The organism is Marinomonas sp. 63XJN7_7_ISO-PGPR-S23-202 (genome assembly GCF_056173505.1).
The window spans coordinates 1793086-1808283 of the sequence record NZ_CM149677.1; the positions used below are offsets into that span (position 1 = coordinate 1793086).

The window sequence follows — 15198 nt, forward strand, 5'->3', positions numbered from 1 at the left end:
GAAAAGACAAGCCAATTATTAAAACAGTTGGCTTGTCGTTCCATCAAGTTAGCTGGCAGGTGGTTTTAAGATAAATAAAACTTATAATAAACCTAGTGATTCCATAGCGTGGCGGATGGCTGCTTTGCTACTGTCCTGCAATGCGGTAATCGGCAGACGGCACTCATCGCTACATAAACCTAGCAATGACATAGCGTACTTGGCACCTGCGGGATTGGGTTCCAGAAATAATGCACTGTGAAGGGCAAACAGCTTGTCTTGTAGATGCATAGCATCGGTGAATTTACCTTCTGCGCAGAGCTGCTGCAGTTCGACAATTTGTTTTGGTGCAACGTTGGACGAAACCGAAATACAGCCATTTCCTCCGCCAACGTTGTAGGCGACGCTGTTAACATCATCACCACTTAAGAAGCAAAAAGGTTTATGGATGAGCGCGCGTTCACGAATAGGGCGCGTGAGGTCCCCAGTGGAGTCTTTGACACCAATAATGCGAGGCAATTCGGCTAATTGGGCGAGTGTATTAACCTCTACACCGACAATACTTCTCGGTGGAATGTTATAGATGATGATCGGGAGTTGGGTGTTGTCATGGACATGTTTGTAATGCTGATACAAGCCCGCTTGATTGGGGCGATTGTAGTAACCGGCGACATGTAACGTGGCATCGGCTCCCGCTTTGTAGGCATAGTCTGAATAGGTAACGGCTTCCACCGGATTATTAGAACCTGCTCCAGCGAGGATGGGCACCGCTTTATTGGTTTCTTCCACTGTGATCTCAATGACACGCTTATGTTCCGCTTCGCTTAAGGTAGGGGATTCCCCTGTGGTACCCACTGGAACCAGCCCGTTGATGCCTTGATCTATTTGCCAACGAACAATATTACGCAATGCGACTTCATCAAGCTGTCCGTCACGAAATGGGGTGATTAATGCGGTGATGGCACCATGGAACATACTATTACCTCAATGGTTGTTATTTATATTTGACTAAAGTAACCGGAGGCTTGTCGCTGAGGAGTATATGAGCCCGTCAGCGATGAAGCTGCCGGGGAAACGTTTTCTTAAATCCGCACGTCAGCAACACAAGGTGTTTTTACCTTACGTTTATCACCGTGGCGTTTTTTTGCAGGAGTTAAGAACAAAAATATCATGTTATTAATCTATGCTTATCAATATCTCTGTATGCTGACTGTTTTATTCATAAAGGTCAATAGTCAAAAAGCGCTGAAACTTGTTAGTAATTACCTCAGCAATCGGTTAATATTCGTCCAAGCTATTAATTAGTATGGCCTTGTTAACATATTCCCAAATAAAAAAACCTTCCGATTTCCATGGAGCCAAATGCCCAAAAGGTGTGTCTGGTCGGGGGGTAATTGTGTGAGAAAACTATGCTGGATATGCTTCATACACTGATGGAACGACATTTGAAAGGGCGCACATTAGACTCTGATGTTGCTTCTTTCATTGAAGAGATTTCTCAAGCAATGCAGCAACAGCAACAGCAAATTCAGTTGTTAGAACGTTCTTTAGAGCTTGCTTCCAATGAGTTATATCAAGGTCGTGATTACCTTAATATGAGTCAAGAGCTGTTTGATGCGACCTTCCACGCGGCAAAAGATGCCATGCTTATCATCGCTCAGAACGATGATAATTGTATTCGCTATAATCAATTATTTGCCAGTATGTGGCGTTTGCCTGCTTCTTATGGTTATGAAATTACTCCATCCAGTTTGCAACAATTCATGCAGCCAGCGTTTGACGATCTTGATACTTTCCAACATATCTTTAATGCCATTATCCATAATGACCAGGATGTAGTGGGTGAAATCCAACTAAAAGATGGCCGCTATATAGAGTATGAATGCCGCATTAGCGAGCAGCTTGGTAATCATATTGGTCGTTTGTGGATGATGACGGACATTACTGAGCGTAAGCTGGATAAAAAAGCCTTAGAGGCCTCTGCTCATGATTTAAGATTAGCCCACCGATTAGCCAAAATGGGCGCGTGGACATACGATATTGATCGTCAAGAGTTTCGCTTGTCTGCAGAATTATTGACCTTGCTTGACATGTCATGTGATAAGGCACGAATTTCTTCTAATACGTTTTTCAGCTTAGTGTCTCCTCAAGACAAAGTTAAGATCATGCAGCTATTTAGTGATGCTGCATCCAATAAGCAGTCTTTTAAAATCGAGACAATCTTTTATTTAGCGGATGAAGAAGAACGACATGTTGTGATTCGTGGCGGCTTTAAGCAGAGTGACTCATGTACTTGTTTATTGGGGGTGTTGCAGGACGTTTCCGATAGCTACCATACTTCTGAGCAGATAAAGTTGTCGTCACGCTTTTTTCAGTCATCTTTGCAGGGCAATATCCTGTTGGATCGTCGGCGTAATATCATTGATTTTAATGATGTGGCTTGCGAGATTTTTCATTTAGAACGTAGTGAGTTTGCTTCTGGCATTATGTCGTGCTTGAGAAGTGCTTGGACCGCTAATATGTCTGTTTCAGGTATGTGGAGTTATGTTATTGAGCACGGTAGCTGGTCGGGAGAGGTATACTTCTCAAGTTCAGATCTATCAGACAAAATATTATGGTTATCGCTCGAAGCGCATAAAAATAGCCATGGCAAAATTGTCAATTTTATTGCGATTGTTAACGACATTACAGAATCGAAAAAGACACAAGAAAAACTTCATCAGATTGCGTATTTTGATTCTCAAACTAGGCTACCCAACCGTCTTCAGTTTGAACGTTTTTTAAGTCAAAAATTGCGCTCAATGGCTTTTACGAAAGAGCCATTAGCGCTGATCTACTTGGATTTAGATCGCTTCAAATATGTGAATGATTCGTTAGGTCATCACGCCGGAGATGCTTTATTAACTTTGGTTGGAGAGCGGCTTCGTGAAAGTGTTCCTGATGCGTTGATGATTGCTCGTCAGGGGGGCGATGAGTTTGTATTAATCCTGTCGGGTCATTTGAATCATAATGGAATTACCCAACGTTGCGAAACAATTGTCAGTGCTCTGTCTAGTGTTTTTATGATTGACGATAACCCTGTCTATGTCGGTGCCAGTTTGGGGGTTGTCGAGTTGCCCAAACATACTTCTGATATGGTAACTGCCATGCGTTACGCGGACATTTCCCTGTATAAGGCGAAAAGTGCTGGTAAAGGGTGCTATCGTTTCTGGCAAAGTGAATATTTGACTGATGTGGCGCCGGAAAGAATGCGTTTAGAATCTGAACTTCGCAAAGGGATCGAGAATGGAGAGTTAGAGCTTCATTATCAGCCAAAAGTAGAGGCGGAGACAGGACAGCACTGTGGTCTAGAGGCCCTGGTACGATGGCAACATCCGAGATTGGGATTGCTTTATCCTGATCAATTCATTTCCATTGCGGAAGAAACCAACTTGATTATTGAGTTGGATCGGTGGGTGATTCGTGCTGTCGCACAACAACAGGCCGAATGGCGAGCGGCGGGCTTTGAATTGTTACCCGTTTCGATTAATGTCTCTGCTACTCACGCTAGTCGTCATGAATTGGTCACGCTGTTTGCAGACATATTAGCACTGCATCCGTATCTTGCTAATTATATGGAAATTGAACTGACTGAAACCGCCATTATGGCGAACCCAGATCAAGCAACCTTGTCTTTAAACAGTTTATTGGAAATGGGGGTGAAATCCTCGGTAGATGACTTTGGCTCCGGCTACACATCGCTTGGCTATTTAAAGAAATTGAATGCCAATACCTTAAAAATAGATCGTAGCTTTATCAATGGAATTACGACGGATTTCTATGATCGCGATGTGGCCAAAGCCATCATTGCTTTGGCTAATAGCATGTCAATGGAAGTGGTGGCGGAAGGCATCGAAACCAAGGCGCAATGGGATTTATTGCGTGAATTTGGCTGTCAGTATCTACAGGGGTTTTATTTTTCGAGACCATTAACCGTCGCGTGCATGACGCATATTTTGAAGCATCGTTTGCAAGAATCTTCCATTCTATCATAGTGTTGAAATCCCTCTAATGCTCTGTTTCTTGATAAAGGATAAATAATAACAATATGGATACTGCTACGTTTTTTTCCCTTGCGACAATTTGTGTGATGGGCGCGATTTCTCCTGGCCCAAGTCTGGCGGTTATTCTTAGGGTGACACTTTCCCAATCCTCCTACCATGGTGCGGTTGCCGCACTTGCTCATGGTTTTGGCATTGGTTTGTGGGCACTATTTACCATGCAGGGTTTGGCCATTTTAATGGTTCATTATCCTTCTGCTTTTCATGTTATAGCAATGCTTGGTGGTTTATATCTTGCTTGGCTAGGGATTAAGGCTTTGCGCTTTGCAGGCCAGGGCAGCCAAGAGCAGAGCGTTGTTACAAGTGTGTCCTATTGGCAATCGGCTCGTGATGGGTTGGCTATTGCTTTGATGAACCCAAAAGCGGCATTATTTTTTCTCGCTTTGTTCAGTCAATATATTAACAGCAATATGGGGGCGGTTTTAAAAATGCAACTTTGGGGCATGGTGTTTGCCATCGATACGGTTTGGTATTTATTAGTTGCCTTGTTGCTGGCCGGTGGCCCTTTATTGCGTTGGTTAAAACGTAATAGAGTGTGGGTAGACCGTATGATGGGGTGTTTATTAATCGGTTTGGGGTTAAGTATCTTTTTACGCTAGCCCCTTAACACGCTTTTGGGCGAGTAAGAGGCTAAATATTTTAGAAAGAGTTCTCATGATAAGGCGTTATTCACCCCTTTCCTTAGCCATCTTGATTAATCGATTCAATTAACTCGTCCAGTACTCGTTCTGCTTGATCATTCGTTACCTGGCAGGTGCCAGCGTTTAGGTGACCGCCACCGCCATAGCGTAAACATAGTTCGCCAATATTCGTTTGTGAGGATCGGTCGAGAATAGACTTACCGACAGCGAAGACCGTATTTTGCTTTTTAAGCCCCCACATTTTATGAATAGAAATGTTGCATTCGGGGAACAGCGCATAGATAACAAAGCGGTTTGTGGCATAGATTAAATCTTCATTCATAAGATCCAACACCACAAGATTGTCGTGGACGGTTGCGCATCGCTGGATTTGTTTTTTAGCCAGTTCATCATGTTCTTGGTAAATCGTGACCCGTTCTTGGACATCTTCTAAAGCGAGAATCTCATCAATTGAGTGATTGCGACAGTAGTCAATTAATTTCATCATGAGTTGATAGTTTGAAATGCGAAAGTTTCGAAAGCGTCCTAAGCCTGTTCGCGCATCCATAATGAAGCTTAACAAAACCCAGCGCTTCGGATTGAGGATGTCTTCCTTGCTAAATTGAGCAGAGTCGGCTTTGTCGACGGCGTCCATCATTTCACTGGAGATATTGAGAAATTTACGGGCTCCACCGTAATAATCATAGACAACACGAGCGGCAGAAGGGGCTTCAGGGTCAATAATATGGTTCTTAATATTGCCCTTATTACGAACGGTTTCGCTCAAATGATGATCAAAGGCCATGTGACAACCTGAGACATACGGAAGGTTGGTTGTTATGTCTTTGGGGCCGATATCAATTTTGCCATCTTGCATATCTTTGGGATGCACAAATACGATATCATCGATGACATCAAGGTATTTCAGTAAAACGGCGCAGACCAATCCATCGAAGTCACTTCTTGTTACTAGACGAAATTTACTATCAGTCATGTTTCTCTATATCCATTCAAAATACAGTACATACGACGAGTCACAGAGTGTGAAATGTCTACCAATATGCCACCCCATAATGATAGAGAGATGACAATGCATTTCGTTGTCTATCATTATGGGCATTGAGTGCTATTAAGGAAAAATAAACTCTTCTAACTCTAATAAGCTTTTTAACCAAATGTCATAGCCTTTTTTGTTTAAGTGTAGTTTGTCTCCTTCAAAGAGGGTGTCCTTAATGGCACCATTTTTGTCGATTAGCCCTGAGAATAGATCAATATATTGTGTATTGGGTCGGGTTTTGGCTAAACGTTCAATTTGAAAGTTAGCTTCTTCGATGGTTTTTCGCATGCTTGATCGCGCTGGACTGCATTTTATGCTGATTAATGTCACAGGAATACCGGGCAAGTGCTGGTCAATTTTCTGCAAAAGGTCGATATAGAGCTCAATGACTTTGTTGCTGTCCTTATGATTTCCAACGTCGTTGTCACCGGCATAAACGACTAAAGAACGCGGATTATAGGGTAGTACAATACGCTCAAAGTAATAAACACAAGCTTCAAGGGTGGCGCCACCAAAGCCAAGATTGATCGCGTCTTTATGGGATAATTTGTCATCAATGTCTTCCCATAAGCGCATAGTGGAAGAGCCGTAAAAAGCGACTGGGCGCTTTTTACTGTGGCGGCTGGCGAGACGGAACTCCAGTTCCCGAACATCGGATTCAAACTCCACATCCAGCTGATTTAAACTCATGACATTTGAGCGGTAGCCATTTCGACCACTTAATATAGGGTACTGTCGAATTTCACGGGCCAGCTCAATCGCTTCAGCCACATACCCACGATATTCTTCTTGATAGTCAACTAAGAAAGTCTGCAAGGCACTCGGGTCGTCCGAATCAACTCGATCGGATAGTTTAAAGGCCGGTTTGATGACAACGGTATAGAGATTATGATCCGCCCTTTGATCGAAGTTGACCGCGACAATGGGAACGATCCAGGGTTCATCTTGTTCCATCGAGCGGGCCAGTTCGAATGCATAAGGTAGGAACTTACCGGGCGAGTCTTGTGTCGAGTAACTCATGCCTTCTGGCGAGATCATCAGTGGAAAATTTTGACGTAAAGTCTCTTGAGATTCTTTGATAAAAGCATCGTGTTCTGCGGGGTTTTTACCTAGATTTTCCCAACTACTCACAAAAATATTGCCAAAGCGTTCGTAGTAGTCATCACGCCAATATTCACTCTCCGCGCTGCGGCGAACAACTCGTTGCCCGGAAATGCCATACTCTTTATCAATGATCATGGCGCTGATGAATTGCGCATCGACTGAGAAACGAAAGCCATTAGGCAGACGATTGGTTTGCGAGCCTAGAAGGTGATTGTAGATAAAAAGACTGCCTGCTTTTTTGGGTAAATTCTCTAGCCCTTTAATCACGTAGGGAACTTGCTTAAAGGCTTGTTTAAATTGTTCAGTGCCAAATCGTCTTGCATCAAGAGCTGGGGTGTCTTTAGGAAGGCTATTGATGGTGTCATAGGTTGTTTGCAAGTGACGATAAAAGGCATTTTCCCGTTGTAGGTCTTTTAGTATGTCTAAACACATACCTGAAATAGTACGTTCTAGGGGAGCACCAAAGTGGAGACATTTATACAATACACCGAACGCTTCGTCTGTCGTGATGACGCTTTTCAGTAATTCGGCTACTTTGTAAAGAGGCGAACTGACGGGAAGAATGGCCGCATTTTGCTCAATGACATTATTAACCGCTAACGCTTCATCATTTGATATTTGTGATAAATAACGCATACGGGCGGAGAGTAAATGCGTGCCGACCAACCAAATTAACCGATACCGATATTTGATGGCAAATTTTGGTGATTCCTCAAACACGGTTGCTAGTGCTTCTTTTGGAATGAATAAAATACTGCTATCTCGTGAAGAGATAATAGAAGCTCGATTACGTAAGCGACTGTCTGGTGTGCACCAAGATAAAACAGTACCCGCGCGAGAAATAGAGCGTGTAGTAATGAGCTCACCATTGTCAGTCTGGTAGCTCATGATCGCTTTACCTTTCACCAGAAAATACAGACCATCGGGGTCTTGATCCTGTTGACTGATAATATCACCTTGGTGAGCGAGGAGGATGGATGCCTGTTTCGCTAAGGTGTGGATTTCCGCTTGGGTAAAGGTTTGGCAGAACTGAGCATAATTGAGTAACTCAATAGAATCTTTTAATGATTGTACTTGGGTATCTGGGTTCAACAGTGGTCGAGTGGTTTCAAATGCCAAAGACTCATTGGAAAAGAAGGGACGAGTTTGGTTTTGAATGGTTGTCAGAACGGGCAAAGACTCTTCATACACAAACTGCAAAAAGCAATTGGCAAAGGCTAAATTGGCGTTTAGGTGTTTTTGCAACTCAACAATCGGTAAAGCAAGCAAGCTCGTTGATTTGGTCGCTGTAAAGGTGGTGGCATAACGAGAAGGCTGGCGAAATGCTGACCAACCAATAGGGGCAAATAAACTATTAATTAGCCCCACATTGTAGGTTTTTCCTTGCTCTCGTAAAGGAATAGAGATGGCGATTTCACCGTCCAGTAAAAAGTATAGATATTGACCAATTTCAAACTGTTTCGCGAGTATATCACCTGCGTCGAGTGTTCTGATGCTGAACAATTCGATTAATGACTGACGCAATTCGTCGTCCACGTTTTCCATAAATGGAAGGGCATCTACGTGTTTTATGACATCCATTTTATTACCTCGATTCTGTATGCCCTTAATTGGGGCGTTTGATCGTCAGTGTTTTTCCAATAACGGCATAATCACTTCCGCCCAGTCGGCTAATTGGGTTGAGTTGTGCGTTATTAATAATATTTCGGTCACCTTCTTGTTTGATGATGTCATCATCCACGTGCAGACTGAGTATCTCTAGGTAGCACGCACCAAAGGGCGAGTTTCCAACGTTATGCAACTCAAATAAACGACAATACATGGCCACTTTGGCTTCTTTTAGGCGTGGCAGCGATGGCGCGAAAGACGTTAGGCTCAACGCTGCATTCTCCAGTTCAGATACACCGTACTCCATAGTGGCAGCGCTATCATTGACCGCATGAATCTGTTCCAAACTTGGAATATGCAAGACACATTCCTGTTCACGGATAAGATTGTTCTTAGTGTCTTTCTGAATACTATCGGATTTGTTGCCGATGGACACAACCAGTAAAGCGGGATCAGGAGAAATAACGGAGAAAAAAGAAAAGGGAGCCAAGTTATACGTTTTATTGTCGTTCTTGGTCAAGATCCACGCAATGGGCCTGGGAGTCACTGTCTGTGTCATGAGGTGGTAACGGTCTAATGGATTCGTTTGCTGAAAATCAAAAATCATATGATTACCTGTTGATGACGTTGAAAAGGCTTAAGAAAGAGAGGAAGACATTTGTTACACCTCGGATGTCTACGTAGGCCCATAGAGCAATGTAAACGCGATTGCCGAGACAAGCAATCTGCCTGTGTCTTTCTTCGATAATGTACCTAGGTTATGTACCTCGTTGGTAAATTACTACCTAAATTACTACATATATCAATAGATTGTGAATGCCTTATGAAGAACTTGTGGTAATTATTGGTAATGTATAGCAGGGGAATAGACGTCTTTATTTTTTCTTAATGAAAATATATCTATAAAGAGTGAGTGTTTTTTGAACAGAAAAAGAGTATTTTTGTATCTAAATGTGAATTTTTCTTGTTTATAAGGAGGGTGAATATACTCCTTAAAGCGCTTACTTTTCAGTCACTTATTCTTCTAATTTGTTGTTTTGTTGGGCATATTGTATGTGCCCTTAACTTTTTTATTTTACGTTATCAGGCTTGAGTACCAGCCAGACTATGCTAAATATAAAGAGTGAACCTGATAAATTTTTCTGGTGATTTGACCAAAAAATCTATGGGTCATTTTTGCTACAAGCCTAGCCACACTGATTTTGAGAGGATGCTGTAAATGAGTATTTTTGATCATGTCCAATCTCGCTATGACGCTCAAAAAGACGAAGAAATGTCTCTCGATGAGTATCTAACTTTATGTAAACAAGATAAGTCTGCTTATGCGTCTCCGGCAGAGCGCCTCCTTATGGCCATTGGTGACCCAGAGGTTATAGATACTTCTAAAGACACACGGATGAGTCGTATTTTTTCGAATAAATTAATCAAACGCTATCCATCGTTTGAGCACTTTTATGGCATGGAAGAGGCGATCGAAAGAATTGTAGCTTTTTTGACCCATGCCTCCCAAGGTTTGGAGGAGTCGAAACAAGTTCTTTATCTCCTAGGACCTGTTGGTGGCGGTAAATCGTCCTTGGCGGAAAAGCTCAAAGAGTTGATGCAATCCGTGCCGTTCTACGCGATTAAAGGGTCACCAGTTTTTGAGTCTCCTTTATCCTTGTTTGATATCGCCGAAGATGGTGACATCTTAGAAGAAGAATATGGCATTCCAAAACGTTATTTAAAAACGTCCATGTCGCCTTGGGCCACCAAACGCCTGAAGGAGTTCAATGGGAATATTGAAGAATTTCGTGTGGTAAAAGTTTATCCGTCAGCTCTCAATCAAGTGGCGATTTCGAAAACCGAACCGGGCGATGAAAATAACCAAGATATTTCCGCCTTGGTGGGTAAGGTGGATATTCGTAAGCTTGAATTTTTTGAACAAAATGATGCGGATGCCTACAGTTATTCTGGCGGCTTATGTCGGGGTAACCGAGGCATCATGGAGTTTGTGGAAATGTTCAAAGCGCCAATCAAAGTATTGCATCCTTTGTTAACCGCAACTCAAGAGGGGAACTACAATGGAACCGAGGGGCTTGGCGGTATTCCATTTGATGGCTTGATTCTTGCTCACTCAAACGAATCAGAGTGGCAAACGTTCAAAAACAACAAAACCAATGAAGCCTTTATTGACCGTGTTTACACCGTGAAAGTGCCTTATTGTACTCGTGTGACAGAAGAAATTTCTATTTATCAGAAGCTGTTGGAGCACAGTTCATTGAACCACGCGCCTTGTGCGCCAGATACATTAAAAATGCTCGCCCAGTTTTCCGTCTTATCTCGCTTGAAAGAGCCAGAAAACTCCAGTTTGTTCTCGAAAATGCGCATTTACGATGGGGAATCACTAAAAGATGTGGATCCAAAAGCGAAGTCGCTTCAGGAGTATAAAGATGCTGCGGGCGTGAATGAAGGCATGGACGGGTTATCAACGCGTTTTGCCTTTAAGATCTTATCGCGGGTGTTTAACTTTGATCCAACAGAAGTTGCGGCTAACCCTGTACATCTTATGTATGTACTTGAACAACAAATTGAGCAGGAACAGTTTGATCAAGACCGTCATGACCGATATCTACGGATTTTGAAAGAATACTTAGCGCCTCGCTATGTGGAATTTATTGGTAAAGAGATTCAGACGGCGTATTTAGAGTCATACTCTGAATACGGGCAGAATATCTTTGACCGTTATGTGACCTACGCAGATTTTTGGATTCAAGATCAAGAATATCGTGATCCTGAAACCGGTGATATTTTGGATCGCTCTTCTATCAATGATGAGTTGGAAAAAATCGAAAAACCCGCCGGCATCAGCAATCCTAAAGACTTCCGTAATGAGGTGGTGAATTTCGTACTGCGTGCGAAAGCCAACAATAATGGTAAAAATCCTAGCTGGTTAAGCTATGAAAAACTTCGTGTAGTGATTGAGCGAAAAATGTTCTCTAACACTGAGGACTTGCTTCCGGTTATCTCTTTCAGTGCGAAATCGTCCAGTGAAGATAAGAAGAAGCACAATGAATTTGTAAAACGCATGGTGGAGCGTGGCTATACCGAAAAACAAGTTCGCTTGCTGTCTGAGTGGTACTTACGAGTGCGTAAGTCTCAATAGCGTATTGGAGTAAGCGTCTATGAGTAAGACTAGGTTGTTTTGTCTGATCAGTAAAAGGAGGTGGGTATGTCATACATAGTTGACCGCCGCCTAAACGGTAAACATAAGAGCAGCGTGAATCGCCAGCGATTTTTACGTCGCTATCGTGAACATATTCGAAAAGCCGTTGAAGAAGCGGTCAATGAAAGGAGTATCAAAGACTTAGATCGTGGTGAACGAATTACCATACCTCAAAAAGACATTCATGAGCCCAGCTTTGGACATGGACAGGGTGGGACTGGCTCCATTGTCCACCCTGGTAATAAGGAATTTATAACTGGAGACCGTATACCCAAACCGAAAGGGGGATCGGGTAGTGGCTCTGGCAATGGTGATGCGAGTGATTCAGGAGAAGGGGAAGACGATTTTGTGTTTCAGATTTCTCAAGAAGAGTTTCTCGACTATGTCTTTGAAGACCTTGCGTTGCCTAATTTACTCAAAAAAGAACTGAAAGAAATTAAAGAGTTTAGCTTACGCCATGCTGGTGTGGTAAGCGATGGCACACCCTCTAAATTAAATATCGTGCGTTCTATGCGCAATGCCTATGCGCGCCGTATGGTGATGAGTGGTGGTTCGCGACGTCAGCTTAAGGAGGTTGAAGCGGAAATCGCGCGTTTATTGGCTCAAGACTCGGTGCTTAGGGACGATCATCGTCTTGCTGAATTGGAGGAGCAGAAGGCGCTACTAGAGCAAAAAATTAGCAGTACACCGTTTTTAGATACATACGATTTACGTTATAACCACCATGTGAAGGAGCCCAAACCCAGTTCACAGGCGGTTATGTTTTGTGTAATGGATGTATCGGGTTCTATGACACAAGAGACCAAAAACATCGCAAAGCGGTTTTTTATTTTGCTGTATTTATTCTTGCGCCGTAACTACGAAAAGATCGACGTCATTTTCATTCGCCACCATACCAGTGCTAAGGAAGTGTCGGAAGAAGAGTTCTTCTATTCACGGGAGACCGGGGGGACCATTGTTTCCAGTGCCTTAAAATTAATGAATAAAATTATTGAGGAACGTTACCCGTCTGATTCTTGGAATATTTACGCGGCACAAGCTTCTGATGGCGATAACTGGGATGATGACTCAATGATCTGTCGGAAGATTCTTGAAGAAGACATTGTCGATAAGGTTCAATACTTTACCTACATCGAGATCACTCCTCGCGATCACCAAAGTCTGTGGTATTCCTACGAGCAGGTTCAAGCAGCCCATCCAAGGTATTTTTCGATGCGGCATATCACGGATGTCGGCGATATTTATCCTGTTTTCCGGGACTTGTTCCAAAGGAGGCAAAATGAGTCAAGTGGCCAGTAAGAAGAAGCGTCAGTTTTTGTCCGAAGGGCCTGAGTGGTCATTCGAGTTGATTCAAAAATACGATGAAGAGATTGGTAAAATTGCCAGGGAATATGGGTTAGATACTTACCCGAATCAAATTGAAATCATCAGTTCTGAACAGATGATGGATGCTTACGCGTCTGTTGGCATGCCGTTGGGTTATCATCACTGGTCCTACGGAAAGCAATTTCTAGAAGTAGAGCAAAATTATAAGCGTGGCCGCATGGGCTTGGCTTATGAAATTGTGATTAACTCCTCACCGTGTATTGCTTATCTGATGGAAGAGAACAATATGATGATGCAGGCGTTGGTTATTGCCCATGCTTGTTATGGTCATAACTCCTTCTTTAAAGGCAATTATTTATTCAAAACGTGGACGGATGCGACGGCGATTATTGATTATCTGGTTTTCGCCAAGAAATACGTACAAGAGTGCGAAGAGAAATACGGCGTGGAGGAAGTGGAATTAACGCTGGATTCTTGTCACGCTTTGATGAACTTTGGGGTGGATCGTTATAAGCGTCCTGTACCGCTTTCAGCTCAAGAAGAACAGTTTCGCCAAGATGAGCGCGAGCAAATTCTTCAGCAACAGGTAAATGACTTATGGCGGACCATTCCAGTTACCGAAAAGGATGAAGAAGCGGCCAAGAAAGAACGTGTTTTCCCCTCGGAGCCGCAGGAGAATTTACTCTATTTTTTAGAGAAACATGCGCCATTATTGCGTCCTTGGCAGCGAGAGCTGATTCGTATTGTGCGTAAAATGGCACAGTATTTTTACCCACAACGCCAAACTCAAGTGATGAACGAAGGGTGGGCATCATTTTGGCACTACACCTTAATGAACACCTTGTACGATAAGGGTAAAGTGGATGATGGGTTTATTTTAGAATTTTTGCAATCCCACACGAATGTGGTGTATCAACCAAGCTTTGACTCACCCTATTACTCAGGAATAAACCCCTATGCTTTGGGTTTTGCAATGTATTCAGACATCAAGCGCATGTGTGAAAACCCAACTCAAGAAGACAGAGAATGGTTTCCTGATATTGTTGGTAAGCCTTGGGTAGAAGTGCTGGATTTCGCTATGCGTAACTTCAAAGATGAAAGTTTTATCCTGCAATATTTGTCGCCTAAGTTGATGCGTGATTTCCGGTTTTTCGGTATGGAAAATGATGTACTAGACCCTTTTGTCGAAATTAAAGAGATCCACAATGACGAAGGTTTTCAAAAACTTAGGGAGCGTTTGTCGCAGCAATACAATCTTAGTTATCGTGAACCCAATATTCAGGTGCAGAAGGTAAACATTAACGGTGATCGTAGTTTAGTGTTGCGTCATGTTATGGATGGTGACCGACCTCTCAATGATGATACCGTTGAAGTGATTAAGCACTTTAGGCGTTTATGGGGGTTTGATGTGCGCTTGGAGTCTTGGGGGAAAAATGGGTTGGTACAAACTTACACTTGTGCTCCTGATGAATAATCATAGCAGCACAAAGATGAAGGCGACCACCTAAATACCATTGCAATTAATACAGATCAATAGCACTGTTAAATGCGATAACCACTCGGTCTTTCTCTCCAAAATAGGGTAGGGCCGAGTGTTTTAAATAAGACGGAAAAACCACCACTTGCCCTTCTGTTGGTAAGAAATCCCATACCCCTTGATTCGACAAGTAGGCTGTGCCAGGGTCAGAATAGTGTTCTGCATTGACTCTTGGGTCGTAAAAACGGTTGACTCCTCCCTTGCCTTTTGTGGCCGCGTCACCTGGTTCTAAATAATAAATTCCGCACCAAGAACAGTTTGGATGGGAGTGTGTGTCATGATAGCCACCCGTTTGCGTTACGTGATACCAAGACTCAATAATATGGGCTTCAGCTTGAGTGTGTTCGGGCCAATAGGCTAGGTTTAAGCTACTGACCACTTCTAAAATCAGCTCTTCTAAGGTGCGTTTGACCTCCATAATGGTGGCGTCTTGTAGGTCTAAGAAGTCCAGTGTGCTTTCGTGCAGAGCATGTTTTGCCGATGGTGCGATCAGGCTTTCGATGGCTGTGGATTGGGCTGCTTTTTGTTGATAGACGATATCAAGAAGGGCGTCTTTTAGAAATTCATGGTCAGGCAGTTGGGCACTAAATATTGGTGTTGTCCAAACGCTCATTTCTTCAATGCTAGTGGTGTTATTCATCAAGGTACAACCTGGCGCTAAAATA

Annotated in this window: 10 protein-coding genes; 5 read left to right on the plus strand and 5 right to left on the minus strand. The window is 43.0% G+C overall.

Annotated elements, in window-relative coordinates:
• Nucleotides 1-81: 81 nt before the first annotated feature.
• Complete coding sequence (gene dapA, locus AC0VYG_RS08315) at nt 82-954, minus strand: 4-hydroxy-tetrahydrodipicolinate synthase (RefSeq protein ID WP_475431845.1); 873 nt, start codon at nt 952-954, stop codon at nt 82-84.
• Nucleotides 955-1388: 434 nt separating this feature from the next.
• Here dapA and AC0VYG_RS08320 point away from each other — a divergent pair, with 434 nt between their 5' ends.
• Together AC0VYG_RS08320 and AC0VYG_RS08325 are read left to right on the plus strand one after the other, a co-directional pair.
• Nucleotides 1389-4013 (plus strand): sensor domain-containing protein, encoded by a 2625-nt coding sequence (locus tag AC0VYG_RS08320; RefSeq protein ID WP_475431846.1) that lies wholly within the window; start codon nt 1389-1391, stop codon nt 4011-4013.
• Nucleotides 4014-4066: 53 nt separating this feature from the next.
• Complete coding sequence (locus AC0VYG_RS08325; RefSeq protein WP_475431847.1) at nt 4067-4678, plus strand: LysE family translocator; 612 nt, start codon at nt 4067-4069, stop codon at nt 4676-4678.
• 82 nt (nt 4679-4760) lie between these two features.
• Here the strand turns inward: AC0VYG_RS08325 and AC0VYG_RS08330 are convergent, their stop codons facing one another.
• From AC0VYG_RS08330 to AC0VYG_RS08340, 3 genes are all read right to left on the minus strand, one after another.
• Nucleotides 4761-5693: an exopolyphosphatase gene (locus tag AC0VYG_RS08330; protein ID WP_475431848.1), complete on the minus strand. Its 933-nt coding sequence runs from the start codon at nt 5691-5693 to the stop codon at nt 4761-4763.
• Between the two features lie 135 nt (nt 5694-5828).
• Nucleotides 5829-8441: a GDSL-type esterase/lipase family protein gene (locus AC0VYG_RS08335; RefSeq protein WP_475431849.1), complete on the minus strand. Its 2613-nt coding sequence runs from the start codon at nt 8439-8441 to the stop codon at nt 5829-5831.
• A 25-nt stretch (nt 8442-8466) separates the two neighbouring features.
• The gene (locus AC0VYG_RS08340) at nt 8467-9075 is read right to left on the minus strand and encodes a flavin reductase family protein (protein WP_475431850.1); all 609 of its coding nucleotides are present in this window, start codon (nt 9073-9075) and stop codon (nt 8467-8469) included.
• A gap of 612 nt (nt 9076-9687) precedes the next feature.
• Between AC0VYG_RS08340 and AC0VYG_RS08345 the strand changes: the two genes are divergently transcribed.
• The 3 genes from AC0VYG_RS08345 (at nt 9688) to AC0VYG_RS08355 (ending at nt 14470) form a co-directional block, all read left to right on the plus strand.
• A complete protein-coding gene (locus AC0VYG_RS08345) occupies nt 9688-11610 on the plus strand; it encodes a PrkA family serine protein kinase (RefSeq protein ID WP_475431851.1) in 1923 nt (640 codons plus the stop codon).
• A gap of 66 nt (nt 11611-11676) precedes the next feature.
• A complete protein-coding gene (locus tag AC0VYG_RS08350) occupies nt 11677-12969 on the plus strand; it encodes a YeaH/YhbH family protein (protein ID WP_475431852.1) in 1293 nt (430 codons plus the stop codon).
• Entirely contained in the window at nt 12950-14470 is a 1521-nt protein-coding gene (locus AC0VYG_RS08355; protein WP_475431853.1) for a SpoVR family protein, read from the plus strand. The genes AC0VYG_RS08350 and AC0VYG_RS08355 overlap by 20 nt, the downstream gene beginning before the upstream one ends.
• Before the next feature lie 46 nt (nt 14471-14516).
• Here AC0VYG_RS08355 and AC0VYG_RS08360 read toward each other — a convergent pair whose 3' ends face one another.
• Nucleotides 14517-15173: a TIGR02466 family protein gene (locus AC0VYG_RS08360; protein WP_475431854.1), complete on the minus strand. Its 657-nt coding sequence runs from the start codon at nt 15171-15173 to the stop codon at nt 14517-14519.
• Nucleotides 15174-15198 lie beyond the last annotated feature (25 nt).

Bases quoted from the DNA above. Each gene is read 5' to 3' on its own strand.
- AC0VYG_RS08350 (WP_475431852.1), top strand. From the start codon at position 11,677: ATGTCATACATAGTTGACCGCCGCCTAAACGGTAAACATAAGAGCAGC.
- AC0VYG_RS08360 (WP_475431854.1), bottom strand. From the start codon at position 15,173: ATGAATAACACCACTAGCATTGAAGAAATGAGCGTTTGGACAACACCA.
- AC0VYG_RS08335 (WP_475431849.1), bottom strand. From the start codon at position 8,441: ATGGATGTCATAAAACACGTAGATGCCCTTCCATTTATGGAAAACGTG.
- AC0VYG_RS08355 (WP_475431853.1), top strand. From the start codon at position 12,950: ATGAGTCAAGTGGCCAGTAAGAAGAAGCGTCAGTTTTTGTCCGAAGGG.
- AC0VYG_RS08345 (WP_475431851.1), top strand. From the start codon at position 9,688: ATGAGTATTTTTGATCATGTCCAATCTCGCTATGACGCTCAAAAAGAC.
- AC0VYG_RS08340 (WP_475431850.1), bottom strand. From the start codon at position 9,075: ATGATTTTTGATTTTCAGCAAACGAATCCATTAGACCGTTACCACCTC.
- AC0VYG_RS08330 (WP_475431848.1), bottom strand. From the start codon at position 5,693: ATGACTGATAGTAAATTTCGTCTAGTAACAAGAAGTGACTTCGATGGA.
- dapA (WP_475431845.1), bottom strand. From the start codon at position 954: ATGTTCCATGGTGCCATCACCGCATTAATCACCCCATTTCGTGACGGA.
- AC0VYG_RS08320 (WP_475431846.1), top strand. From the start codon at position 1,389: ATGCTGGATATGCTTCATACACTGATGGAACGACATTTGAAAGGGCGC.
- AC0VYG_RS08325 (WP_475431847.1), top strand. From the start codon at position 4,067: ATGGATACTGCTACGTTTTTTTCCCTTGCGACAATTTGTGTGATGGGC.